The organism is Xenorhabdus yunnanensis, from assembly GCF_028598805.1.
Lineage (GTDB): Bacteria > Pseudomonadota > Gammaproteobacteria > Enterobacterales > Enterobacteriaceae > Xenorhabdus > Xenorhabdus yunnanensis.
This window is the reverse complement of sequence record NZ_JAQRFI010000007.1, coordinates 1-20,816: the sequence shown is the minus strand read 5'-3', so window position 1 is coordinate 20,816 and position 20,816 is coordinate 1. Positions and strand designations below refer to the sequence as shown.

Here is a 20,816-nt window from a genome sequence, read left to right as displayed (position 1 = left end):
AATATATTACTATTCTCAATGGAATAAAGGATAAAACTTAGAGAAAGAAAAGATAATAATATTAACGATATTCCGAATATTACTTTAATAAATTTATAGTTGATACTATAGTTAGTTGTTTTGCAATATATAAAGGATAAAAATGAGAAAAAGAGGGTTATAATATTAATATATGGATTGAAGCTGATTAAAGATGCAGATAATATTGATAGCGTTAATAATAGTGTATTCATTTTTTTTTGTATTTTATAATTAATGCATGGATTATTCTTATCACTTTTATAAGTATATTTTTTGAAATTGAACCAATTTTAAAATTTTGTTTGTTTATATCTTTAGCAAATTTATTTTGTGAATCTTTCTTTCTTGAAGAAATCCTGTTTTCTGAAGTGGAGTATTCATATAAAGGTTCTTTAATATATGCAATTTTATATTTGTTTTTCATTCGTAATAAAAAATCATAGTCCTGACTGTATCTTATTTCATCATTATACTTAACTTCATCAAATAATTTTTTTTCCCCAAAAAAAGTTCCATGGCAGATAAAATTACCCCATCGCAATAATGTAGGATGAAAGTTTTCTACGAGAACATTCATAGGTTTTATATTACCATTTATAAAGTATTGGCTAACACAAAAGTCATACCTTATAGTTTTTAATAGGAAATTGAATTGAATTTCTAATCTATTAGGTAAACTTATATCATCAGAATCTTGGCGTGCAATGTAAGTTCCTGTTGCTAGTGTTAACATTCGGTTTAATGATTTTGTTAGTCCTATGTTTTTTTGTTTAACTAATATTATCCTATTATCTTGTCTGGCTAGCATCTGGCAAATATTAAATGTATTATCACTTGAACCATCATCACAGATTATTAGTTCGAAATTTTTATATGTTTGTGATAATATGGAATTTATTGATTTTTCTATGCTTATTTCTGCGTTAAAAGCAGACATAATAATGGAGATCATAGGGGAGGAGTTATTTCTTTTAGAAACATAAAAAGAACCATACTGATCATTGATTTTTTCCAATTTTATTACTCCGCTTTTCTATTTTATCATATGTTATTTTATAATCTATATAGAATAAGGTTCTAGCAATAGTTAAGGATATTGCCCCACCAATTAACCCTAGAAAATAAATTAATATAATTGTTAATAAAGATGAAATTATAGATATTCTTAATGAAATATTTCGATATTCTTTATCTAGTTTTTTAGGTATGAAATATCCTTGGCTATAGGAGTTAGCCATGCCTACGAATAATATACTTATAGATATTAAATAAATATAAATATTATCATTGTATTGTGAGCCTAAAAATAAATTAATAATTCCTTTTCCGAGGAAAATTATGATTAATATAATAGGGGCTGCAATGATAATATTTATCCAAAGTATTTTATATAAGTGGTTTTTTTCTTCTCTTGCTAATATTGGATAAATTGCTTTGGATAATACATCTTGAAATGATGTTATAATACCGCACAATTTTATCGCGACAATATACTTTGCAAATTCTAACGGAGAGGATATACTGCTTAGGTATATTGTTGGTATAGCATTATAAAAATTAGGAGCTAATATACCTATGAATATATTATAACCATCTTTTAATTGATTTGCTAGCCCTTTTATTTTTAATATACTATATTTTTTTTTCAAATATAAAGTAAAGAACACAACTAATCCACATAATAGCATTGGATAACAAGTGCTTAACATTACTAATTTTATATAATTTTGGTTATTTGTAAACAATAGTATTGCTAGTAAATTTACTATTTTTCCAAAAAGTGAGATATATAGAATATATTGAGTTTTAGATAATCCCTGAAAAAACCAGAAACAGACTAAAACATATCCCAAAAAATAAGGTATAGCATAATATATTAACCATTTTGTCAATATTGTTTCAAGAAAACAATGTGAATATATTACAGCTAATAGAGAATATATTATAGATAATAACAATCTTACACTTTGGTTTTTGGTATAAATAATCTTTATTCTATTTTTATTGTTTTTGTTTTTAGATATATCTCTGACGCCGGTATATTGTGCGCCATAATCTATTATAGTATGGCCAAAAACTATAATTGTTAAGAATAATAAATACTTCCCATATATATCAGCCCCCATAGCTCTTGATAATATAGGCATTGTTATTATAGGTATTATTAATCCTAAAACATGAACCATTGATAGAGTTAATAAATTCCTTAATATTTCCTTTTTTTTATTCATTATTATTATTCTTTTAAATTAATCATTTTTCCTATTTCCAAATCGACGTTTTTATTTTCTTCATTATTTAAGTCGTTATCCAATCCGGCAGCAGGAAAAAAAGTTAATTCCCCAAATATTATATTACCGCTATTTAAATAAAAATCTACTCTAACAAATGGAAAATTTGATGACAGCTTCTTGCTATATTCAATTAATTTCTCATGGCCTATTGGTTTGTTTATAGGTTTATTCAAGCTAAAATAATTCGAACCATATGGTAGTAATCTCCATTCCAAATCGACAAAATAAAATTTAGGGCTTCCTGTGTCTCTCTCGGTACAAATCATAATAAATTTAGGCTTGCCATGGAAACAAAAAACTTTATAATCTTCTGGTAGTTGTCCATTTTCTGTTTCTATATATTTCTCACATATTATTTTTTTTTTGATATTTTTATAGTGTAGCTCCGCATAATTTTTCCAAAAATCCTGTTTCATCCAATTGTTTAATTTTCTTTTATAGCTATTTTTGTCTATATATTTTTTATTTTCACATATTATATTATAGCCAGCTCCATGATTGCATTTCATAACAAATTTGTTAGGTAATAAATCCCAATCTATTTCTTCAACAGAATTCCAAACTCCATAGATTTCGTTCAAGATTTCTGGATGGCCTATTTCTTTTATATATTCTCTTACAGAAAATTTATCTGCACATAATGTTATTAATGGATTATTATTATAAGTATTAAATTTTAGCCATTGTAATTTTTCATTAAAAGTTTCAGGCTGTTCTAGGTTCAAGAATTTTTTGAATCGATCATAGAAATGTATTTTAGTTGTTAATAATGGAGAGATTGAGCATACATGATAGACAAGTTTTTTAGCTATACTTCTGATGGTTATTTTCATAATAATTTTTATCAATATTATTTGGATATTTTCATATTATAGATAAAGCTACCGCACTGGGTTATGGCTCCCAGAGTGCTCATTATGCTTTACAAGTTTAATTATCTAATTGATATTTTTCTTAACAAAAATTAACATATCAACGATTTGTGTTAAGCAGCGACGAGATTAGTCTCTCGTCGCTTTGAGGTCAAGTATAACAGTGTTTTTCTTTCAATTGTTACACCTTGTAACTAACTAAATTTCAAAACGAAAACTATCTATCTCCCATGTAACGGCAACCAAATCACCAGCCGTAATCCACCTAAAGGGCTATCTTCTGCTTTGGCCCAACCTCGATGCTGGTTTACTGCTGCTTCAACAATTGCTAATCCCAATCCCGTTCCCCCTGATTCTCTGTCTCTCGCTTCATCCGTTCGATAAAATGGCCGGAATATATGCTCTCGGTCTTCTGGGCTGACTCCAGGCCCATCGTCATCAACGGTAATGGTTACACCTTGGTTATCTGCCTTGAATGCCACGGCGATATGGCTGCTGGAGTAGCGTAGTGCATTGCGGACGATGTTTTCCAGTGCGCTGCCAAGTGTTGCAGGATTACAGTAAATAACCCAATTTCCGGGAGGAGAAACGATATCCAATGTTTTGTGCATTTGTTCGACTTCAAATTTGGCATTCTCCAAAATGTCATGCCATAAATCGTAAGCTTTGATATTTTCGCGTAGTAATTCGTTTTTATGTTGATGACGGGAAAGTATTAACAGATCGTTAATCATTCCATCTAAACGTTGAGTCTCTGTTTCAATGCGTGCTAATTCTTTGCTTTCGCCGTGATGGCGACGAAGTAGGGCTGTCGCCAATTGTAAGCGAGTAAGCGGTGTGCGCAGTTCATGGGAGATATCGGAAATCAGCCGTTGTTGGGCGGTAACCATCCTCTCCAGCGCACTAATCATATGGTTGAAACTGCTACCAGTAGCTAAAAACTCTTGTGGACCGGATTCCAGTTCAGGATGTTGCCGTAAGTTTCCTTTCGCGACATCATCTGCTGCATTTTTTAGTTTCCGGGCGGGTTTTGCCAAACTCCATGCCAGCCAGAGTAGTAATGGAGCGCTTATTAACATGGTGGCAGCGGGCAGTAAAAATGGTCGGTCAAACATCAAATTAATAAAATCTGATTGTGGGCTGCTCGCTGGCCTAATAAGGTAGAGGAGGTAATGCTCTTCGTCATCAAGGACAGAAAAAGGGCCGAGTATTTCCGAACGACCATATTTTTTCTTTTTAGGGTGATCTGCATTATCAGATTGCCCGATAAAGTTGCGGATAGCTTGTCGTTGGTAGTGCGAACTTGTAGGGTCAGGGTTAATGATATTCCCATTATAGGTGACAAGGAGCAGGTATTCGTTCGGTGAAGCCAACAGATTAATAGCGTCCAGCATATTTATCCACCAGAAACTTTTTCGTGGGTTCTGTATTAATTCTTCTTCTATTTGTTTTGCCAGTTTTTTTCCAAGCTGATATTCATTGTCCAAAAGAGGAGCTAATTGCCGTGAGTCCAGTTTAGGGGCCATTAAGGCTATCATCAGGACAAGTGCGAGTGTAAACCAAAAAATGGCGAATATACGGGCTGTCAAGCTATTGATCATTTTGCGGAAACCATTAAGTATCCACGGCCGCGTAATGTCTTAAACCATGGTAGTTCATCTGTTCTATTGGGTAATTTACGGCGTAGATTCGAAATGTGCATATCAATAGCGCGATCAAAAGGCGTTAAGCGTTTTCCCAATACTTCTTGACTTAAATGTTCACGGGAAACGACTTGCCCTAAATGTTGTGCTAATAAATAAAGTAGAGAGAATTCTGTGCCAGTTAGATCCAAAATCGTACCATCAAAACTGGCTTCCTGACGCCCAGAGTTGAGCCGTAGTTTATCGACCTCCAAAACAGGTATTCCTATTTCAGATTGTTTTTCACTCCAGTTGGAACGGCGCAAAATGGCACGTATGCGGGCGACAAGTTCTCGATCGTTAAAAGGTTTGGGGAGATAGTCATCCGCTCCTAGCTCTAATCCCAAAACACGGTCTAAATCGCTACCTCGAGCGGTTAACATGATAACGGGGATTTTATGACGCTGGCTTCGCAGCTCTTTCAGTGTCTCAATACCGTTCTTGCGCGGCATCATGATATCCAGCAATAGCAGGTCAATTGAAGAATCGATACATTGCAAAGCCTGTTCGCCATTGTGGGCGATCACAATATTGAATCCTTCCATCTCGAGCAGTTCTTTTAATAACGATGTCAGTTCACGGTCATCATCAACTAATAAGATTTTATGCATTGATTCTTCCTCCAAGAGCAAAATACGATAACAAACTTCGCTATTCCATGACTTTACGTTCTTTTACATGCTCTGACGCTAGTTTGCAGCCGCAGGGTTATAGTTATCCGCACTAGATCGAATGCTGTTGTTCGAGAAAGCGGGGAAATTTAATGCGTAACATAGCAATATTGGCTCTAGCGTCAATGCTTGTTCTCGGAACAACAGAGACCTTAGCTGAAACTGCTGATGCGGATCATATTCCTGAAGCTAGTTCCTCCCTTTGTATGCAAGGTGATTATAAGAGGAATTTTAGTCATTACCGAGGTCATCAGTATAACTATAGCTATATCTTCAGTGGAATAGTGTTAACTGAACAGCAGCGTGAACAGATATTACAGATATTGAGGTTAGCCAGAGAGCAACATGGGTATGAGCAGCAACTGGCTGATATGCGAGATGCAAGCCTAAAACTGGATATTCTTTCGATTGCAGAGAATTTTGATGAAGCTGAGATTCGCTTGCAGCTTGAAAAAATAGCCGAAAAGAATGTTCTTTTTGGTATAGAAGTTGCCCGATTTAATAATCAGGTTTATCGACTATTAACACCAGAACAGAAAGAATTATTGAAAAAACCTTATAAAACAAACAAATGTGTAGCTCGATAAGTAAACTGATTTTTTGCTAGTACTCTTGATTTCTAGTACTTTTACAACAAAAGTACTGTTGCTATCAAATAGCATCAATAACGATTTTCCTTGCCATAGACACCATCCCTGTCTTTCAGCCCCCGTGAGGGGCTTTTTTTTATCTGCCCTTTAACATTAATTCCCTTTAAAATCAAAGTGATAATTTTTCATTAAGCAACTGTAGATGATCTGAAATTTTCCAAGTGTGGACACTCGCGTGGACACTTTAGTTATCTACAGTTGCTTCTGGCTACTAGATTTCTATGCCTTCACTTAATGGATTCAATGTGATTGCTAACTGCAAATAATCGGGTGCCAAATGCGCATACGCCATCGTCTGTTGTATGTTGGCGTGCCCTAAGATTTGTTGCAGTGCGACAATGTTTCCACCTTTCATCACAAAGTGACTCGCAAATGTATGGCGCAGAACGTGAGTTGCCTGTCCTTCCGGTAAATCAGGTTTTATTGACCTCAATTTCACACGAAAACTTGCGTAATCAACGTCAAATAGCTCCCCTGATTTTTGTTTGATTTCCTTTTCTAATGTCTTGGAGATCGGGATTGTTCTTTGCTTACCATTCTTGGTTTTCAAAAATGTAACCCGACCGTTTTTTACTTGGGCACTTTTCAGGGTTTCGACTTCCCCCCATCTGGCACCCGTGCTGAGACATAACAGTGCAATTTTCCTTTCATCCCCGGAAAGAACGGATAACAGCATGTTGATCTCTTCTTTTGTTAAAAAGGTCATTTCAGGCTGTTGCTCTTTTAGCGGAGGTAATCCATTCAGAGGGTTGTCACCGCTAAAAACTTCGAGCTTTTGCAATGTTGTGATCATCCCTGATAGACGGTACATATCCCGGTTTATCGTTGATGCTTTAATACCGTCAGAGAGGCGATTACTTCGGTGTTCCAGTAAAGCATGTTTATTGAGACGGTTTATAGATGGATCATTGAGCAACTTGATTGTTTTTTCTAGTTGCCGTTTTTCTATCGTGCCGTTCTCCGCTGTCTGTCCGTGATACAGCCACCATAATTTAAGTAAATCGCTCAGACTTTGTCTGTTAGATGATTTTCCCGGCTTTGGAGCATGAGCCAGTGTGTAACGCTCAAAAGCAACAGCTTCTGCTTTTTTATCAAATTTCCGTCTGATCCGACTTCCAGTTCGGCCAACAGGACGGATGTCCACCATATACCGACCATCATCGAGCTTCTTAATTGGCATGACGAAGCCCTCCGATGTAACAAAGTGATTGTGTTTCTAACCAGTCAAGAAAGTCCTCATGTAGTGTTAGCCAGTTTTCCGGCCTAAGTGGTGTGACATTTTGTGTTCTACACCATCAGGGGAGAGAGTCGGGCTAATTTGACCAGACTCAGGAGCAGTCTTATCGGTCATTAACCACAGTGTGTATTTTTCAAATTTAGGATGATTAGTGATTTGAAGAATTGTACTTAACCCCGGAGAAGAGTGATCACCCTCATAATTCTTAAGAGTGCTTAAGGGGATGTCTGTTAGTTCGCAAAATTTAATTTGTGTTAATCCTTCGGCTTTACGTATAGCTCGAATTTTTTGTGACATGTTCATTATTGACAGGTTCCAAAAGTGAGACTAGAATCCCTCAAGGTTTTAGAAGTGAGACCTTAAGGAGCGCAGAAACACTTAGAGCGAGCCATGTAAGTAACTCTAAGCGTTTGAGTTAAGCAGGGTAACAAATGAACCTGAAAAATTCGAGGTTCCTAGATTTAACTGCTCTTTAAAGTATAGAAAAGAAGGTGAAACATGGTGGAGCAAAATCAAAGTGGGCTAATTTGACCAGACTCAGGAGCAGTCTTATCGGTCATTAGCCACAATGCGTATTTTTCAAATTTAGGATGCATAGTGATCTTTGTGATTGTTTCCCAGCTAGGTTCCCTGTATCCAGCCTCTATCTTCTTTAGTGTACTGATTGATATACACATAACCTCACACAATTGTATTTGTGTGAGGTTTTCTGCTGATCGAATGGCTTTGATTTTTTCTGAAATCTCCATTGACAAGGTTCCTGTTCGTGTTCTAGTATCTAGCTCAACGTTCCTACTTGTGTTCCATTGAGTGCGTGAAACACTCAGAGTTAGCCCCTTAAGCAACTCTAAGCGTTTGAGTAAAGCAGGGTAACAAATGAGCCTAAAAAATACGAGGTTCCTAGATTTGGCCGCTGTTTAAAGTATAGAAAAGAAGGTGAAAAATGTTAGAAAAAAATCCTGATGGTTACATGCAAGTTTACTACCCAGTAGATGCAGTTCCTTATCAGAAGTTTGCTGACTTAATCGGCAAAACTCATGGAGCTGTTAAGGGGATGGTTGATAAAGGTAAGTTACCAACTGTTTTTTGGCAGAACCCTGATGTAAAAGAAATTGATGGTATTCCTGCGAAAGTACGCGGTGAGAACTGGGTTTATATTCCTGAGTTTAACAGAGGAATGCGTGACGCATTTCTAAATCGTCCAAAAGAACAGCGCGACGCTTGGCTATTGTGGATTGGTCTGTAAATTATCCAATAGAGGTAATAAACATGCGAAATATTATGCCAACACTAGAGGAATTAAATAAAGGTAGAGTCAAATTTGGGGCATTCTTAGTGCGTCCATTACCAAAGAACGCTGTTCGTTCGAATATGCGTTATCAGGTTGAAGACGGCGAACATTGTCACGGCCAATTTGATTCACGTAATGAAGCATTACGGTATTGTTATCAAAGATACAGGATAAAAATCCATGAACGAATTAAAGCGGGTGCAGCACAAATATAAAGTCAGCGGTAAAGACTTTTCTAATATTAAAGTCACAAACGTGAGTTATAAAAAAGAAAACCCATTGATGATGACATTTGTTTCAATCGGGTTAGCGACAACAATATTAACCCCATTATTATCCATATTGTAAAGGTGATGCTATGGCTAATACTGAACCGTTCCGCGCGGTATCACAGACCGTTGATGAAAGAATTGACGGCATGAATCATACCGCGAAAGCCCATGCCATTATTTTTAAGAAGTCTAAAAAAAGTGGTGAGTTAAACAGCCAACTGGCTGATTTTATCGACATGATGCGTGACCGTAGTAATAACAGAATCCGGAATAATGAACGGGTATTGCATTTAATATTCCATTTGGCGGGTTTTGATAAATCGCAATTTAATAACAAACTTAAAGACTTCACGGTTGAAGAGCAGCGTTCATTAATTTCTGCCATTCATCAATTTAAGGCGGTTGCTGCTGAATTGCCGGATAAATTGATAATGCCTGAATTAATATCGCATTAATTTATCGATTTAATTTAATTGTTTTTATGTGCCAACGCGCAGGGTTTCTTATTATCTAAAAAAAGGAAATCGAAAAATGAATATACCCGAGCCTATCTTTACCCCTGCTGAAATAAACACCGATGACCATGCGGTCATTATTGAACGCTGCATCAAACAAAATCGTGAAGATGAAAGACGTGTCAGGGCAGATGGTCACGCTTCGCGTCTGCGTCATTTCGCCATGATTGCGAAACGCGATCGCTTAGATTGCGATGCCATTGTTAGTCTGCTGGAAAGCGAAGCCAGTGAAATAGAGCGTCAAGTACAGGAATGGAATTATGTTTGATGTTCGCCAACCAACACAACGAATAAACACAATGGAGATTAATAAAATGACCAAAGGCACAGTACGTACAATACATAATTTAAAAATAAAAAGCATTTATTTTGAAGCTGTAAAAGGTGGTGATAAAAAAGCGGAATTCAGAATCAATGACCATGAATATAAAAAAGGCGATTTTCTTGGGTTACATGAAATTGATGATAACGACAATTTCACTAGTGATCCTATTTTCGTAAAAGTTACTGACGTCACAGTCATTGATAGCGATTTGTATCCGCAGATTGGCGGGGAATTTGTTTTGCTTTCATTTGAATTATCTTCTATGAATTGTGTGTTTGCATGAGCCTTGTAGAAAAAGCAAAACAATATAGCAGCAAATTTCAGCCAGAGATGCCACACAGTGCAACTCTGGCTGAACGCGTTTCATTGCAGTGGGATAAACCCATCCAGCCGATCACAAGACCGCTTCCGACTTATGCGGAGCAATACCAGAAAGAAGAAGAACACCGCGCACAGGTAAAGGAACATAAAGCGCGTGCTCATATGCAGGACTTATATCGGGAACTTAAAAAGCAGCCGATGATGGTTCGTCTTGATGTTCAGTATCGGGCTAATGTTTTAGAAAAGGAGCAAGGGCTTTATCGTGCCGAGGCTTTTTTATCTAAGACATTCGTTGATCGCATTTTACCCAGAGTTAATTTGGTGACAGGACGCTACCAGATTCAGGAGGTTGAGGCGGATAATGCGCTTTATATGGCACGGTTCAACCGCATTCCTGATATGTCACGGGAAGATGTCGAGCTACTGGCGACTGATATTGCTGAATTTGTGACGGCGAAATTGCAGACGGTCGCAGATGATATGCCATCAGAAGACAGCGATCTGAAACGGGCACATGCTTTATATATGCGGGCAGCGGCTATCACGAAAGCTTACCGTCAGGATGTACCTTACTGGGATAAGTTGGCCGGGCGTTTTTTTGATGAAATGCAGGCTATCGCGGCCATTTCTCGCATGACCTCAGATAAATGGTGGTTAGGTCGCCTGCGCCGTCTGGCGGCAGAGTGGCGCGAACACTTGCAGATCTCCATTAACCGTGTCAGCAAAAAATCCAGCACCTACGCCAGCAGGATGGCGATTTCCGAATGGAAAGAGCAAAAACACCGTACGAAAGAATTTATCAAGTCGATGGAACTGGAAGACGAAGAAGGCAACCGCATCAGCCTGATTGATAAATATTATGGCAGTGTGGCGAATCCGGCGATCCGCCGTACTGAAATGATGGTGCGCATCCGGGGCTTCGAAAATATCTGTCATGAACTGGGCTATGTTGCTGAGTTCTACACACTGACCGCCCCCTCTAAATATCATGCGACGACCCGCCACGGACACCGTAACCGCAAGTGGAACGGATGCAGCCCCGCCGATACACAACAATATCTCAGCAGCCTCTGGGCAAAAATCAGAGCCAAACTCCACCGTAACAATCTACGTATCTTCGGTATTCGCGTGGCTGAACCGCATCACGATGCGACTCCGCACTGGCACATGCTGTTTTTTATGCAGCCGGAGCAAGCCGATCAGGTGCGTGACATCATCCGCGAATACGCTTTGCAGGAAGACCGCCACGAACTGAAGACCGCAAAAGCCCTGAAAGCCCGCTTTCATGCTGAGAAGATTGACCCGGAAAAAGGGTCTGCAACCGGTTATGTGGCGAAGTACATTTCCAAAAATATTGATGGTTACGCGATGGATGGCGAGCGCGATGATGAAAGCAATTTACTGATGAAAGACGCTGCGATCGCTGCCACTGCCTGGGCAGGGCGTTGGCGTATCCGCCAGTTTCAGTTTGTCGGTGGTGCGCCGGTGACGGTTTACCGTGAACTGCGCCGCATGGCAGACCATGATACAGCGATGGGCTTAAGTATCGAATTTGCCACTGTGCATGATGCGGCTGATAACGGCGATTGGGCAAATTATATCAATGCACAGGGTGGCCCGTTTGTACGTCGTGACGATTTGGTTGCGCGTCTGTGGTATGAAACGGAGCAGGAAACTAACGCCCACGGTGAAGATGTGATCCGGATTAAAGGGGTTTTCTCGCCGTTAGTGGGTATGGATACCCCAATTTTAACCCGTCTGAAAACGTGGCAGATTGTGCCGAAGTTAGCCGAAGCGTCAGCGGAGGCTGGGTTTAGCGGTGCGTCCGCACCGCCTAGGAGTTCTGTCAATAACTGTACGGGGTTGTCTGATACAGCCAAAAAACCTAGTGAGGGGCTGATTGAAAAAATTATCGATTATGCCGATTCCATCGGGATGAGTTTTAGCCGATTTATGGCACAGTCATTAATTATCGGTGGAAAAATCAGCGTCAATGAACAGTCATTTAAGTTATGGACGAATGGCAGTTTTATTCCGCTGGAATCGGAACGGCAACAAACTATGCGCCGCGACAAGTTGTGGCAGCGAATTAACCATCTTAGGGAGATGAGGAAACAATGACCGTTTATAACTATGATTTGGTTTTAGAAACTGAGGAATTGGTTCAGCCATGCGACGAACTGGATTTATTGAAATATCTGCATCGTGCACGCAGGCCATTACCTTATGAAAAGCATATTGGCACACATGCCATGACTGATGTTATCTCAGAAATGAATCGACAAGATGGGAAATGGGGCGCAAATCGCAATTTATCCCCGTTTGTTTGGCAGACGATATTGAGTGAGGAGGTTGGTGAGTTCGCTCAGGCTATTTTGCATGATGAGTATGGTGGCAGTCATGCCGGAACGGCGCGGGCTGAAATGGTACAGGTGGCAGCGGTAGCGCTGCAAATTATTGAGATGTACGACCGTTTAGAGCAGGTGAAACAAAAAGAACCAAAATGTGATTGTATTGGTAAAAGAGTGCGCAATTTTTTTAAAGCATGAACGGCTTGATTTTACTTGGCTGCCTCACTCACGCTGGTAGCCATGAAGAACTTTATCAGGCTCTTATGTGGTGTTCCGAGTTGACCACTAATTTGCTTAGGCAATTGGATGAAAATGAAGAAAAGCCACTCAATAGTGGCTCAACACTGAACTTATGCGGCACTGGTCTGCAACAAATCTAAGGCCATCTGGCGCTGTTGCGGATTGAGGTTATTAATCACAGTCTGCAACAGGATATCCCCCGTTTTGGCGCTGGGGCTGAGGGTGTGTGAAAACGTCAGATTCATCACAAAAGTGTGCCCGCATTCCACATCTGAACACGAACAATAGATATCAGCGATCTGGTGGTGCTTCCGGTTGGTTTTGCGGATGACCGACTTAACGCCGCACTCAGGGCAGATTATTTTTAATACACGCATGTTCCTTATCCCTAATGTGTCGATTTTCCTCGATTTTACCATTTTCTTGCTCATTCTGCACCCGAACTGGCGTTATCTTGTTTGAAACGGATATGTAATATTTCGGGGAGTTCACGGTGGTTGATGGCATTCATGAACATATTCTGTACGGGGATAACCTCATCCTTGCGGTAAGCATCACGGGCTTTTTCCGGGTCGCCCAGACCGCCGGCATTGGTCGGAATAATGCCCGCCAGTCCCGCCGGGAACCGGTGGGCGGTCAGCACGTCTTGTGAACTGATGCTTTTCACATTGGCAAACTCATCATTGGCGGAGATGTCCCCGACCGGAATAAATTTAATGCCATCGGGATCGCCATTGGGGATGCTCACAAACATCGTTTCAAAGTTGCCGATGCCCTTGCTTTGTTGCAGTTTCCCAATGATTTCGTCTTCGGTTTCGTCCGAGATATTCGGGTCATTGGTGTAAATGATGCCGCCTGTGTGAGCGCCGTTATGGTAGTAGCGGCGGCGGAAAATGGTTGCTTCCGAGTTAAGCAGAGCGGCATGAATGCCGCCGATATAATCCGGCAGGCCATAAACCTGTTGCTGTGGGTCATACTGCTTGATAAAAATCACTTCTTCCGGGGGGTAAACCAATGGCTCACCCTCCTGCAATACGACAAAATCCCCGTCTTTACGGCGGCGCAGGTAGAGTGAGGGCAAGACTTCCAGTCTCACCACATCGCCCCAGAAGTTGCGCACTTTCAGGAGGGCCACATCGCCGAAAATCAGGAAGTTCATCATGGCTGACCGGAATTGCTCATGGGTCAGCCCGCCACCGAGATAATCCGAGGCAATCATATTGTGCCGGGCGTAGAGAACGCCACCATGCTGCCCGTTCATGTTGGTCAGTTGCGCCAGTGCCAGACGGTCAATCGGCAGGGTGTAGTGATCATAATCATTGTCATACCAGATTTTCTGGTAATCCGTCATGGACGTGAGTATCGGCTCCGGTTTACCCAGCGTAATCAGGTTCATTTTCCGTTGACGGTTGTTATTTGTCTGTGGCGCTTTGGCGGTCTTCCTTAACGTTTTCTTACTCATCATGCGGCCTTTGCAAAGGTATATTTAGAGGTGCGTTTCTTCTCGTAATTTAACGGTTCATTCATCAGGGCATGGGCAATGGCCCAGAACACGTCAGCGTGTCCGGTTTCCTGCGAACGGTCAGCGACAAAGGTCATGGCCCCGCCTTTGGCCGTGGTGGTGTGCCGGATAGCCAGAAACGAGGCCAGAATTTCTTTTTGTTCCCCGTCCCATTCGAGACGTTCTTCACTGACCACATCGATCATCTTCATGACCAACTGGTTTTTGCTCTGCTGGCTGTAGTGAATGGCCTGCGTTTGCCGTGGGGCGAAGTCCTGCACCATTTCATAGACCCCGTGACCAATGCCTGTAGTATCAATGCCGATATGGGTGAAGCGATAACGTTTGAACAGTTCTTCAATCAGCTTTGCCTGATGCTTCCAGTTCATGCCCTGCCAGTAGAATGTGGCTAGTACCCGAAAGGCTTCCCCCGCCATCAGCGGTGGAGCCACAATCACAAAAGTGGACGTATCCCCGGAGCGGGCCGGGTCGAAACCGCCCCAGACTTCCCGCTCACCAAACGGGCGCGAGGCGTCAGGGTTGTGATCTTCCCACAGATTGATATCGACACCGCATTTATCAACCTGACTGTAGGTAAAGACAGAGGCACCGCTGTCAACAAACACGCACATAAACAGCATGTTAAATGAGTCCGGGTTATACTTGTTGCGCAGTCGATCGATACTGGCGAGGTTAAAGCCGCCCTTGATGGCGTCTTCCAAGGTAATAACGTAACGCCACTGACCATCAGGGCAATCGCGCCCGCCGTCCCGCAGTTCATCAAAGGCGGGGAAAGCCACGTTCTTACGCTTGGGATCATTGCCGCGCCATTCGTCACCTGTCCAAAGAGAGTAGGCGGGATGGGTTTTCGCGCTGGGCGTTGAAAAATAAGTCGTGCGCCAATGGTCATGGGTGGCCATGGCAGAAGCCACTTCATTGAACCGCTTAAAATCCGGTATCCAGAAGTATTCATCGCAATATAAGTGACCGCTGTAAGACTGGGCGGTGTTCTTGTTGGTCGAAAGAAAGCGCAGTTCTGCGCCATTGCTCAGGCGAATGTGTTCACCGGATAAGGTGATCCCGAAAAGCTGTTCAGCAAAGTTAACAATATAGGAGCGGAAAACTTGCGCCTGTGGTTTGGAAGCCGACAAGAACACTTGGGGTTTCCCTGTTAAGACTGCATCTTCAAAGGCTTCAAACGCAAAATACCATGTTGCCCCGATTTGGCGGGATTTTAAAATATTGCGCACACTCTTGTGCTTGTTAGCGCGTAAATGCTTTTGATAACCAAATAAATTATCATCAACAAAGGTCTGGAAATCTTCCTCTGTCAGTGCCGAAATATCATTTTTACGCTGGCGTTTCTTTTTCTTCGGTTCGCCGTCACCGGATGGCACATTATCACCTTCGTTGCCTGCTTGCGCCCGCGCTTTAATGTCGGCCAGCTTTTCTTTGTGCTTATTTTCCTGTGCCATCAGTTTCACATGATGGGCAATCAGGCGGTCGAGTTCGTCCAGTTCCAGTGCAGTTTTATGATTGCGTTCACTGAGCAGAGCCGCACGGCGATTAATCGCTTCATGCACACTTTCATGACTGAGCATATCCGCCCAATGCCATTTTTCCGCCCAGTAGTACACGATCCGTCGATTGGGCAGATTTAACTCTTCGGCAATTTCAGCCGGAGTACAGCGGCGCAGATACAGCGACTTCGCTACGTTAATTAATTCATCAGAATATTTCGCCATGCGTCCTTTTCCTTACTATCCTTTATTCCTCATGCCCTCATTATGCAGGGCTAATTTTCTCCTTACGCCCAACCAATTTCGGTTGAATTCGGTTATGCGTCATATCCGAATTCAACCGCATTGCGCCTGTCGCAGCATTTTTTTGAATCCGCAATACTGTGGGGGAAGCAACGATAAGGAATGCGATATGTCTCAGTTAATGACGAACTGGATATGTATTGCCATGGAGGGCGACACGGTTGATGGCCGGGTGATGGAACCGCAGTGGATTCTGGATGCCGCCGAACTCTACGACCCTCAACTGTATACCGCCCGAATCTGGCCGGAACACGACCGCTGGTTTGGGGCGATGGGGGAAGTGCTCGCGGTCAAGGCTGAACACGGGGAAGACGGGGCTTTGCGTCTCTATGCACAACTACGACCTAATCACCGCTTGTTGGATGCCAACCGGGACGGCCAACTGTTATTCACCTCAGTGGAGTTTACGCCGAACGGTAATTTTCGCGGCACAGGCAAAACCTATCTGGAAGGACTGGCAGTTACTGATTCGCCAGCGAGTGTAGGTACAACACGCTTACAGTTTAGTAAAAACAAAAATCCTCATCGGTCAGGCGCGTATAAGCCACTGGTGATTGACGAAGTTAAAGATATTAAGGAAAGCAAGATGGCAAAGGCCAAAAAAGGATGGAGAAGCTTTTTTAACGTGGAAGAGCCGGAAGAAACCCCAGCCGAAACCACGGGTGACGATGCGTTGCAGGCTATCGCTGAGGCGTTGGCTGAGATGGATAAGCGAATGACCGCCGTCGAAAGCAAGCTGGAATCCACTGAGCAGGTTGTGGAAGAAGTACAGGAAGATGTGGAAACCGTGAAAGAAGTGGTGGATACCGAAGATTTTGCCCGCCTGCGCGATAACTTGTCAAAGATTGTGAAAAACTTCGGCAAGCTGGATACGCTGGCAACCCGTGTGCCGTCCCGCAATCCGAAAGGCAATAAAAACGCCCGTTTTAATTTTCTGTAACAGCAAAGGAAAACGCTATGCAATTAAATCAACGGGCACGGGCATTTTTGCAAAAATATACAGCGGGGTTAGCTGAATCCTATGGGGTTGAAATTGAAGACACCTCACGTTACTTCTCGCTGACTGACCCAAAAGAAACCGCTCTGCGCACCGCGCTGCTGGAGTCGGTCGATTTCCTTAACATGATTACCTGTGCGGATGTGGATCAGCTTTCCGGTCAGGTGGTGTCGGTTGGTAATCCGGGACTGTTTACCGGACGTAAGAAATCTGGCCGTTTTATCCGTGACACAGGCGTGGATGGTAACGAGTACAAACTGAGAGAAACCGACTCCGGTGCGGCGTTGAAATGGGACTTGTTGTCCATTTGGGCGAACTCCGGCAATGAAAACGAATTTTTCCAGCGTATGCAAGCGTTTATCAATGAATCGTTTGCACTGGATATGCTGCGTATCGGCTTTAACGGTAAGAGTGCCGCGGATACAACAGACCCTGACGCGAACCCGAACGGCGAGGATGTCAACATAGGCTGGCATGAAATTGCCAAAGCGTGGGATGGCGGCAAGCAGGTGCTTACCACGCCGGTGACACTGGATGAACACGGCGACCATAAATCACTGGATTCGATGGCCTCCGACCTGATTAACACCTGCATTCCACAGCAATTTATCCATGACCCACGTCTGGTCGTGTTGGTGGGTGCAGATTTGGTCGCCGCCGAACAATACCGGCTTTATCAGTCAGCGGATAGACCGACTGAAAAAATTGCCGCGCAGATGTTGGGCAGCTCGATTGCAGGCCGTCCGGCAATGGTGCCGCCCTTTATGCCGGGTAAGCGTATGGTGGTGACGATGTTGCCGAACCTGCAAATTCTGACTCAGCGCAATACCCGTCAGCGTAAAGCGGAATTTGCGGACGATCGTAAGCAGTTCGAAAACAAATACCTGCGCAACGAAGGTTATGCACTGGAAACGCCAGAGTTGTATGCGGCTTATGATGAAAACGCCGTGAAGATTGGTACGGTGGCGGAACCTGCTGAAAAACTGGGTACAGACTAATGTTGTCACCTGCTCAACGCCACAGGGCTGAAGTGGAACTTCGCCAGAAACTGGCCCGGCAGCAAGCGGTTGCCATTGCCGATGGCGCCAGTATGCACCTGCAAGCCCGTGCCATTGAGCAGGATGTGAAGCGGCTACGCCAGCTCACACTGACGGCAGAAAAAGTCGAAATGAAGCGGCAGGAACTGCTGCCCAATTATTTACCCACGGCACAACGCTATCTGGATGAAGGCGAGGTGTACTGTAACCCGATTTTCGCCTACTGCGTGATTTGGTTATTTGATATCGGGGAGTTCTCACAGGGACTGGACTGGGCGGATATCGCCATTGAGCAGGGACAGCTCACCCCCGATAATTTTCGCAGTGGTTTTCCGGCGTTCGTGGCCGACACCGTGTTGCTCTGGGCACAGGCGGAAGCCGAAGCAGGCAACCCGGTGGAACCCTATTTTTCAAGGACATTTCGGAATGTCACGGAAAAATGGAAGATACACGAGAAAATCAAGGCGAAGTACTACAAATTTGCTGCCCTGAGCCTGCTGAAAGGGGATAGCAACGAGATTAAGGCGAGTTCGGTTGACAGACTGGACGTGCTGGCGCAGGCCGATAGTTGGTTGGCGAAGGCTCATCAGTGCAACCCGAAATCCGGGGTAAAAACTTATCGGCAACGGATTGCCGCCCGCCTGCGGGCACTGGCAACCGAAACGCAACGACTACCGCAAGCCGGAGCGGGCGCGGTGGAGGCATAACAGCAATGTTAATGGCCGTGGAAACCGGACAGCTCGCTTTTTTTCAGGAAGGAAGAGGCACGATGTTTAATGGTAATACCGTGGATTATCGGGACGCGCCGCTGACCAATGACGGCTTTTGGCCGGATTTGAATTTGAAAGAGTTTCAGGTCAATCGCAAGCTGCCCGCCGATTTGGACAATGACATGCTCGCTAATGCGTTGCTGGCAACGGTGGCGGAAATTAACCTTGATTTAATGTTGTTGAAATTGCGCTTAACGCTCGAAGGCTACCTGACTGCTGCTGATGTGCCGGGGGTATCGATTAACGGCCAGACAGCGCTAGTCAGCCAGTATAAAAAAGCGGTGTATGCCCGGGCCAAGGCCGATTTACTGGGGGAATACACGACATTAGTGAGCCGTGCCCCCCATCCGGGACAGGAAAGCCCCGAAGTGCGCAACCGGCTGCTGGCTGAGGCCGCCGTGGTACTGCGCAATATGAAAGGGCAGGGACGCACAACGGTACGTTTGATATGAGCAAATTACAGCAATTAACCGCCTTCTTGCGGGAAAATTTGCCGGAACGGATTTGCGAAACGGAATTTACCAGTGAAATGGATGAAATCCGCTTTATTCCGGCGCAACGAGATTTGGGGCTGGGACAATACCAGATGTTTGTCCAGCAATATGAGGCGGTGATTGCGTGGGGGCGTTTCCCCTACCGGGACTGTGATCCGCGCAATATCCCGCTGCTGATAGATAGCTGGCTAACTGAGCAAGGTGACAGTGTCAATGACGCGAATGTGGAGCAGGAACGGCCCTCACTGACGGTAGAAGTGGATGGCGATACGGCGGTGGTGGTGGTGTCGTTGTCATTGGCAGAGCCTGTCGTGATACGCGAAGACCCCAAGGGCATGATCCCGTTTGATGGCAGGCGCTGGTCATTGGCGGAGTCCGAAATCTGGTTCGCTGAACAAGGCGCGGTGCACAGCGTGGATGAGACAGGCGCCCAGATTGGGAAATGCCCGGCATGATCCACGGCCAGTTAAATAGCAACCAGCTTAAGGAACTGCAAGACGCATTAAGCAACCTTGAGTTACCGGAAAAGAAGCGGCAGCGCCTGTTATGGCGTATCGCAAAATACGGGCTGATTGATGCAGCAAAGCGCCATGTGCGCAATCAGCGTTCGCCAGACGGGGAAAGCTGGCCTGTCCGAAAAAGCCCGTGGCGCAAGAAGATGCTCAGGAACATGCCGAAGCTGTTGCACATCCGGGAAATGCCGGAAGATAACGCGGTACGCGTTTACCTGCAAGGCGGGCATTACCGCAACGGCAGTCAGCCAGTCCCTGCGGGGGTCGTCGGGTATGCCCAGCAGCACGGGATGCGTTTTCAGGTCAGTCGGCGGCAGGTGCAAAAGAACCTTGACCCTGAACGGATGGCAACCATCAAACAGGCAAAAAAACTGCGGGATTTGGGCTATCAGGTTAAAAAGGGCAAGCGCTGGCGCAAGCCCCCGATAAAAGAAATGACCGCCAATATGAAGTTTATTCAGGCAGGGGCATTGATCCGCGAACTGAGCGAAGAAACAGCCAAAAGCGCATGGACAGTGGATGTGCCTGCCCGTGCATTCTTAGGCATGAATGAGGAAGAGTTCAGCAAAGCGCTGGCTCGCCAGCTACAAGGGATTGGATATGGCGCAGGGTAAGCGTCTTAATAAGGGATGACATTATGTGGCCACATGTTCAGGTTAATCAGATTAACCAACTGCAGGGCGAAACCAAGGAGATTGAACGGGTATTGCTGTTCGTGGGAGCAGGCAAAACCAACGTGGGCAAGACCATTGCTGTGAATACCCAGACCGATTTTGATGCGGTATTGGGGACGACTGATACGGCCCTCAAGCGTCAGGTACGGGCAGCAATGGCAAACGCCGGGCAGAACTGGTCAGGGTACGTGCATATTCTGCCGGAACTGGCCGATGAACGGGCGTTCGTGGACGCGATTATTGCGGCACAGACTATCGCCAGTGTT

At 43.7% G+C, this 20,816-nt stretch carries 26 protein-coding genes; 15 read left to right on the top strand and 11 right to left on the bottom strand.

All coding sequences use genetic code 11. The features are described from left to right. Positions 1 to 229: 229 nt before the first annotated feature. The 5 genes from PSI23_RS04480 to cpxR all read right to left on the bottom strand — a co-directional run bounded on the left by PSI23_RS04480 (position 230) and on the right by cpxR (position 5,480). Positions 230 to 1,036 (bottom strand): glycosyltransferase family 2 protein, encoded by an 807-nt coding sequence (locus PSI23_RS04480; protein ID WP_273553946.1) that lies wholly within the window; start codon positions 1,034 to 1,036, stop codon positions 230 to 232. Beyond that, complete coding sequence (locus PSI23_RS04475; RefSeq protein WP_273553945.1) at positions 1,020 to 2,252, bottom strand: lipopolysaccharide biosynthesis protein; 1,233 nt, start codon at positions 2,250 to 2,252, stop codon at positions 1,020 to 1,022. Before PSI23_RS04475 ends, PSI23_RS04480 begins: the two co-directional genes overlap by 17 nt. Before the next feature lie 5 nt (positions 2,253 to 2,257). After that, positions 2,258 to 3,148: an ATP-grasp fold amidoligase family protein gene (locus tag PSI23_RS04470; protein WP_273553944.1), complete on the bottom strand. Its 891-nt coding sequence runs from the start codon at positions 3,146 to 3,148 to the stop codon at positions 2,258 to 2,260. Between the two features lie 260 nt (positions 3,149 to 3,408). Next, positions 3,409 to 4,788, bottom strand: coding sequence for an envelope stress sensor histidine kinase CpxA (gene cpxA, locus PSI23_RS04465; RefSeq protein WP_273553943.1), 1,380 nt, complete (start codon positions 4,786 to 4,788; stop codon positions 3,409 to 3,411). Continuing rightward, positions 4,785 to 5,480: an envelope stress response regulator transcription factor CpxR gene (cpxR, locus tag PSI23_RS04460; RefSeq protein ID WP_273553942.1), complete on the bottom strand. Its 696-nt coding sequence runs from the start codon at positions 5,478 to 5,480 to the stop codon at positions 4,785 to 4,787. Before cpxR ends, cpxA begins: the two co-directional genes overlap by 4 nt. Before the next feature lie 152 nt (positions 5,481 to 5,632). On the opposite strand from cpxR, the gene PSI23_RS04455 reads away from it, so the two are divergent. Then, the gene (locus PSI23_RS04455) at positions 5,633 to 6,127 is read left to right on the top strand and encodes a Spy/CpxP family protein refolding chaperone (RefSeq protein ID WP_273553941.1); all 495 of its coding nucleotides are present in this window, start codon (positions 5,633 to 5,635) and stop codon (positions 6,125 to 6,127) included. 274 nt (positions 6,128 to 6,401) lie between these two features. Here PSI23_RS04455 and PSI23_RS04450 read toward each other — a convergent pair whose 3' ends face one another. The 3 genes from PSI23_RS04450 to PSI23_RS04440 form a co-directional block, all read right to left on the bottom strand. Beyond that, positions 6,402 to 7,370 carry a phage integrase gene (locus PSI23_RS04450; RefSeq protein ID WP_273553940.1) on the bottom strand — a complete coding sequence of 323 codons (969 nt, stop codon included), beginning with the start codon at positions 7,368 to 7,370 and terminating at the stop codon, positions 6,402 to 6,404. Positions 7,371 to 7,436: 66 nt separating this feature from the next. Continuing rightward, positions 7,437 to 7,730 carry a helix-turn-helix domain-containing protein gene (locus PSI23_RS04445; RefSeq protein ID WP_273553939.1) on the bottom strand — a complete coding sequence of 98 codons (294 nt, stop codon included), beginning with the start codon at positions 7,728 to 7,730 and terminating at the stop codon, positions 7,437 to 7,439. 209 nt (positions 7,731 to 7,939) lie between these two features. Beyond that, on the bottom strand, positions 7,940 to 8,176 hold the full coding sequence (locus tag PSI23_RS04440) for a helix-turn-helix domain-containing protein (protein WP_273553938.1): 237 nt from the start codon (positions 8,174 to 8,176) through the stop codon (positions 7,940 to 7,942). Between the two features lie 194 nt (positions 8,177 to 8,370). Between PSI23_RS04440 and PSI23_RS04435 the strand changes: the two genes are divergently transcribed. From PSI23_RS04435 to PSI23_RS04405, 7 genes are all read left to right on the top strand, one after another. Then, the gene (locus tag PSI23_RS04435; protein ID WP_273553937.1) at positions 8,371 to 8,673 is read left to right on the top strand and encodes a Cox family DNA-binding protein; all 303 of its coding nucleotides are present in this window, start codon (positions 8,371 to 8,373) and stop codon (positions 8,671 to 8,673) included. Positions 8,674 to 8,708: 35 nt separating this feature from the next. Then, positions 8,709 to 8,933 (top strand): hypothetical protein, encoded by a 225-nt coding sequence (locus PSI23_RS04430; RefSeq protein ID WP_273553936.1) that lies wholly within the window; start codon positions 8,709 to 8,711, stop codon positions 8,931 to 8,933. A 143-nt stretch (positions 8,934 to 9,076) separates the two neighbouring features. Next, on the top strand, positions 9,077 to 9,445 hold the full coding sequence (locus PSI23_RS04425; RefSeq protein ID WP_273553935.1) for a DUF5347 family protein: 369 nt from the start codon (positions 9,077 to 9,079) through the stop codon (positions 9,443 to 9,445). 76 nt (positions 9,446 to 9,521) lie between these two features. Continuing rightward, positions 9,522 to 9,773: a DUF2732 family protein gene (locus PSI23_RS04420; protein WP_273553934.1), complete on the top strand. Its 252-nt coding sequence runs from the start codon at positions 9,522 to 9,524 to the stop codon at positions 9,771 to 9,773. Further along, a complete protein-coding gene (locus tag PSI23_RS04415) occupies positions 9,766 to 10,113 on the top strand; it encodes a DUF3850 domain-containing protein (RefSeq protein WP_273553933.1) in 348 nt (115 codons plus the stop codon). The genes PSI23_RS04420 and PSI23_RS04415 overlap by 8 nt, the downstream gene beginning before the upstream one ends. A gap of 47 nt (positions 10,114 to 10,160) precedes the next feature. Continuing rightward, complete coding sequence (locus tag PSI23_RS04410) at positions 10,161 to 12,272, top strand: replication endonuclease (RefSeq protein WP_273554026.1); 2,112 nt, start codon at positions 10,161 to 10,163, stop codon at positions 12,270 to 12,272. Then, the gene (locus PSI23_RS04405) at positions 12,269 to 12,700 is read left to right on the top strand and encodes a MazG-like family protein (RefSeq protein WP_273553932.1); all 432 of its coding nucleotides are present in this window, start codon (positions 12,269 to 12,271) and stop codon (positions 12,698 to 12,700) included. Before PSI23_RS04410 ends, PSI23_RS04405 begins: the two co-directional genes overlap by 4 nt. 152 nt (positions 12,701 to 12,852) lie before the next feature. Here the strand turns inward: PSI23_RS04405 and PSI23_RS04400 are convergent, their stop codons facing one another. Genes PSI23_RS04400 through PSI23_RS04390 form a run of 3 tightly spaced genes read right to left on the bottom strand, consistent with a single transcriptional unit; the run spans position 12,853 to position 15,988 of the window. Next, the gene (locus PSI23_RS04400; RefSeq protein ID WP_273553931.1) at positions 12,853 to 13,173 is read right to left on the bottom strand and encodes an Ogr/Delta-like zinc finger protein; all 321 of its coding nucleotides are present in this window, start codon (positions 13,171 to 13,173) and stop codon (positions 12,853 to 12,855) included. Then, positions 13,170 to 14,204 (bottom strand): phage portal protein, encoded by a 1,035-nt coding sequence (locus tag PSI23_RS04395; RefSeq protein WP_273554025.1) that lies wholly within the window; start codon positions 14,202 to 14,204, stop codon positions 13,170 to 13,172. Before PSI23_RS04395 ends, PSI23_RS04400 begins: the two co-directional genes overlap by 4 nt. Further along, positions 14,204 to 15,988, bottom strand: coding sequence for a terminase large subunit domain-containing protein (locus tag PSI23_RS04390; protein ID WP_273553930.1), 1,785 nt, complete (start codon positions 15,986 to 15,988; stop codon positions 14,204 to 14,206). Before PSI23_RS04390 ends, PSI23_RS04395 begins: the two co-directional genes overlap by 1 nt. A gap of 187 nt (positions 15,989 to 16,175) precedes the next feature. Here PSI23_RS04390 and PSI23_RS04385 point away from each other — a divergent pair, with 187 nt between their 5' ends. The 7 genes from PSI23_RS04385 to PSI23_RS04355 all read left to right on the top strand — a co-directional run. Next, positions 16,176 to 17,006: a GPO family capsid scaffolding protein gene (locus PSI23_RS04385; protein WP_273553929.1), complete on the top strand. Its 831-nt coding sequence runs from the start codon at positions 16,176 to 16,178 to the stop codon at positions 17,004 to 17,006. A 17-nt stretch (positions 17,007 to 17,023) separates the two neighbouring features. Then, positions 17,024 to 18,061, top strand: coding sequence for a phage major capsid protein, P2 family (locus PSI23_RS04380; protein WP_273553928.1), 1,038 nt, complete (start codon positions 17,024 to 17,026; stop codon positions 18,059 to 18,061). Next, positions 18,061 to 18,807, top strand: a complete 747-nt coding sequence (gene gpM / locus PSI23_RS04375; protein WP_273553927.1) for a phage terminase small subunit — start codon at positions 18,061 to 18,063, stop codon at positions 18,805 to 18,807. Before PSI23_RS04380 ends, gpM begins: the two co-directional genes overlap by 1 nt. 62 nt (positions 18,808 to 18,869) lie before the next feature. Beyond that, the gene (locus tag PSI23_RS04370; RefSeq protein WP_273554024.1) at positions 18,870 to 19,322 is read left to right on the top strand and encodes a head completion/stabilization protein; all 453 of its coding nucleotides are present in this window, start codon (positions 18,870 to 18,872) and stop codon (positions 19,320 to 19,322) included. Next, positions 19,319 to 19,819 (top strand): phage tail protein, encoded by a 501-nt coding sequence (locus PSI23_RS04365; RefSeq protein ID WP_273553926.1) that lies wholly within the window; start codon positions 19,319 to 19,321, stop codon positions 19,817 to 19,819. Before PSI23_RS04370 ends, PSI23_RS04365 begins: the two co-directional genes overlap by 4 nt. Next, complete coding sequence (locus tag PSI23_RS04360) at positions 19,816 to 20,490, top strand: hypothetical protein (RefSeq protein WP_273553925.1); 675 nt, start codon at positions 19,816 to 19,818, stop codon at positions 20,488 to 20,490. The genes PSI23_RS04365 and PSI23_RS04360 overlap by 4 nt, the downstream gene beginning before the upstream one ends. A 23-nt stretch (positions 20,491 to 20,513) precedes the next feature. Next, the coding region (locus tag PSI23_RS04355; RefSeq protein ID WP_273553924.1) for a DUF2586 family protein at positions 20,514 to 20,816 on the top strand (303 nt) is incomplete at its 3' end.

Excerpts from the sequence above, each read along its gene's own strand:
- PSI23_RS04475 (WP_273553945.1), bottom strand. The coding sequence starts at position 2,252 with ATGAATAAAAAAAAGGAAATATTAAGGAATTTATTAACTCTATCAATG.
- PSI23_RS04470 (WP_273553944.1), bottom strand. The coding sequence starts at position 3,148 with ATGAAAATAACCATCAGAAGTATAGCTAAAAAACTTGTCTATCATGTA.
- cpxA (WP_273553943.1), bottom strand. The coding sequence starts at position 4,788 with ATGATCAATAGCTTGACAGCCCGTATATTCGCCATTTTTTGGTTTACA.
- cpxR (WP_273553942.1), bottom strand. The coding sequence starts at position 5,480 with ATGCATAAAATCTTATTAGTTGATGATGACCGTGAACTGACATCGTTA.
- PSI23_RS04455 (WP_273553941.1), top strand. The coding sequence starts at position 5,633 with ATGCGTAACATAGCAATATTGGCTCTAGCGTCAATGCTTGTTCTCGGA.
- PSI23_RS04450 (WP_273553940.1), bottom strand. The coding sequence starts at position 7,370 with ATGCCAATTAAGAAGCTCGATGATGGTCGGTATATGGTGGACATCCGT.
- PSI23_RS04445 (WP_273553939.1), bottom strand. The coding sequence starts at position 7,730 with ATGAACATGTCACAAAAAATTCGAGCTATACGTAAAGCCGAAGGATTA.
- PSI23_RS04440 (WP_273553938.1), bottom strand. The coding sequence starts at position 8,176 with ATGGAGATTTCAGAAAAAATCAAAGCCATTCGATCAGCAGAAAACCTC.
- PSI23_RS04435 (WP_273553937.1), top strand. The coding sequence starts at position 8,371 with ATGTTAGAAAAAAATCCTGATGGTTACATGCAAGTTTACTACCCAGTA.
- PSI23_RS04430 (WP_273553936.1), top strand. The coding sequence starts at position 8,709 with ATGCCAACACTAGAGGAATTAAATAAAGGTAGAGTCAAATTTGGGGCA.
- PSI23_RS04425 (WP_273553935.1), top strand. The coding sequence starts at position 9,077 with ATGGCTAATACTGAACCGTTCCGCGCGGTATCACAGACCGTTGATGAA.
- PSI23_RS04420 (WP_273553934.1), top strand. The coding sequence starts at position 9,522 with ATGAATATACCCGAGCCTATCTTTACCCCTGCTGAAATAAACACCGAT.
- PSI23_RS04415 (WP_273553933.1), top strand. The coding sequence starts at position 9,766 with ATGTTTGATGTTCGCCAACCAACACAACGAATAAACACAATGGAGATT.
- PSI23_RS04410 (WP_273554026.1), top strand. The coding sequence starts at position 10,161 with ATGCCACACAGTGCAACTCTGGCTGAACGCGTTTCATTGCAGTGGGAT.
- PSI23_RS04405 (WP_273553932.1), top strand. The coding sequence starts at position 12,269 with ATGACCGTTTATAACTATGATTTGGTTTTAGAAACTGAGGAATTGGTT.
- PSI23_RS04400 (WP_273553931.1), bottom strand. The coding sequence starts at position 13,173 with ATGAGCAAGAAAATGGTAAAATCGAGGAAAATCGACACATTAGGGATA.
- PSI23_RS04395 (WP_273554025.1), bottom strand. The coding sequence starts at position 14,204 with ATGAGTAAGAAAACGTTAAGGAAGACCGCCAAAGCGCCACAGACAAAT.
- PSI23_RS04390 (WP_273553930.1), bottom strand. The coding sequence starts at position 15,988 with ATGGCGAAATATTCTGATGAATTAATTAACGTAGCGAAGTCGCTGTAT.
- PSI23_RS04385 (WP_273553929.1), top strand. The coding sequence starts at position 16,176 with ATGTCTCAGTTAATGACGAACTGGATATGTATTGCCATGGAGGGCGAC.
- PSI23_RS04380 (WP_273553928.1), top strand. The coding sequence starts at position 17,024 with ATGCAATTAAATCAACGGGCACGGGCATTTTTGCAAAAATATACAGCG.
- gpM (WP_273553927.1), top strand. The coding sequence starts at position 18,061 with ATGTTGTCACCTGCTCAACGCCACAGGGCTGAAGTGGAACTTCGCCAG.
- PSI23_RS04370 (WP_273554024.1), top strand. The coding sequence starts at position 18,870 with ATGTTTAATGGTAATACCGTGGATTATCGGGACGCGCCGCTGACCAAT.
- PSI23_RS04365 (WP_273553926.1), top strand. The coding sequence starts at position 19,319 with ATGAGCAAATTACAGCAATTAACCGCCTTCTTGCGGGAAAATTTGCCG.
- PSI23_RS04360 (WP_273553925.1), top strand. The coding sequence starts at position 19,816 with ATGATCCACGGCCAGTTAAATAGCAACCAGCTTAAGGAACTGCAAGAC.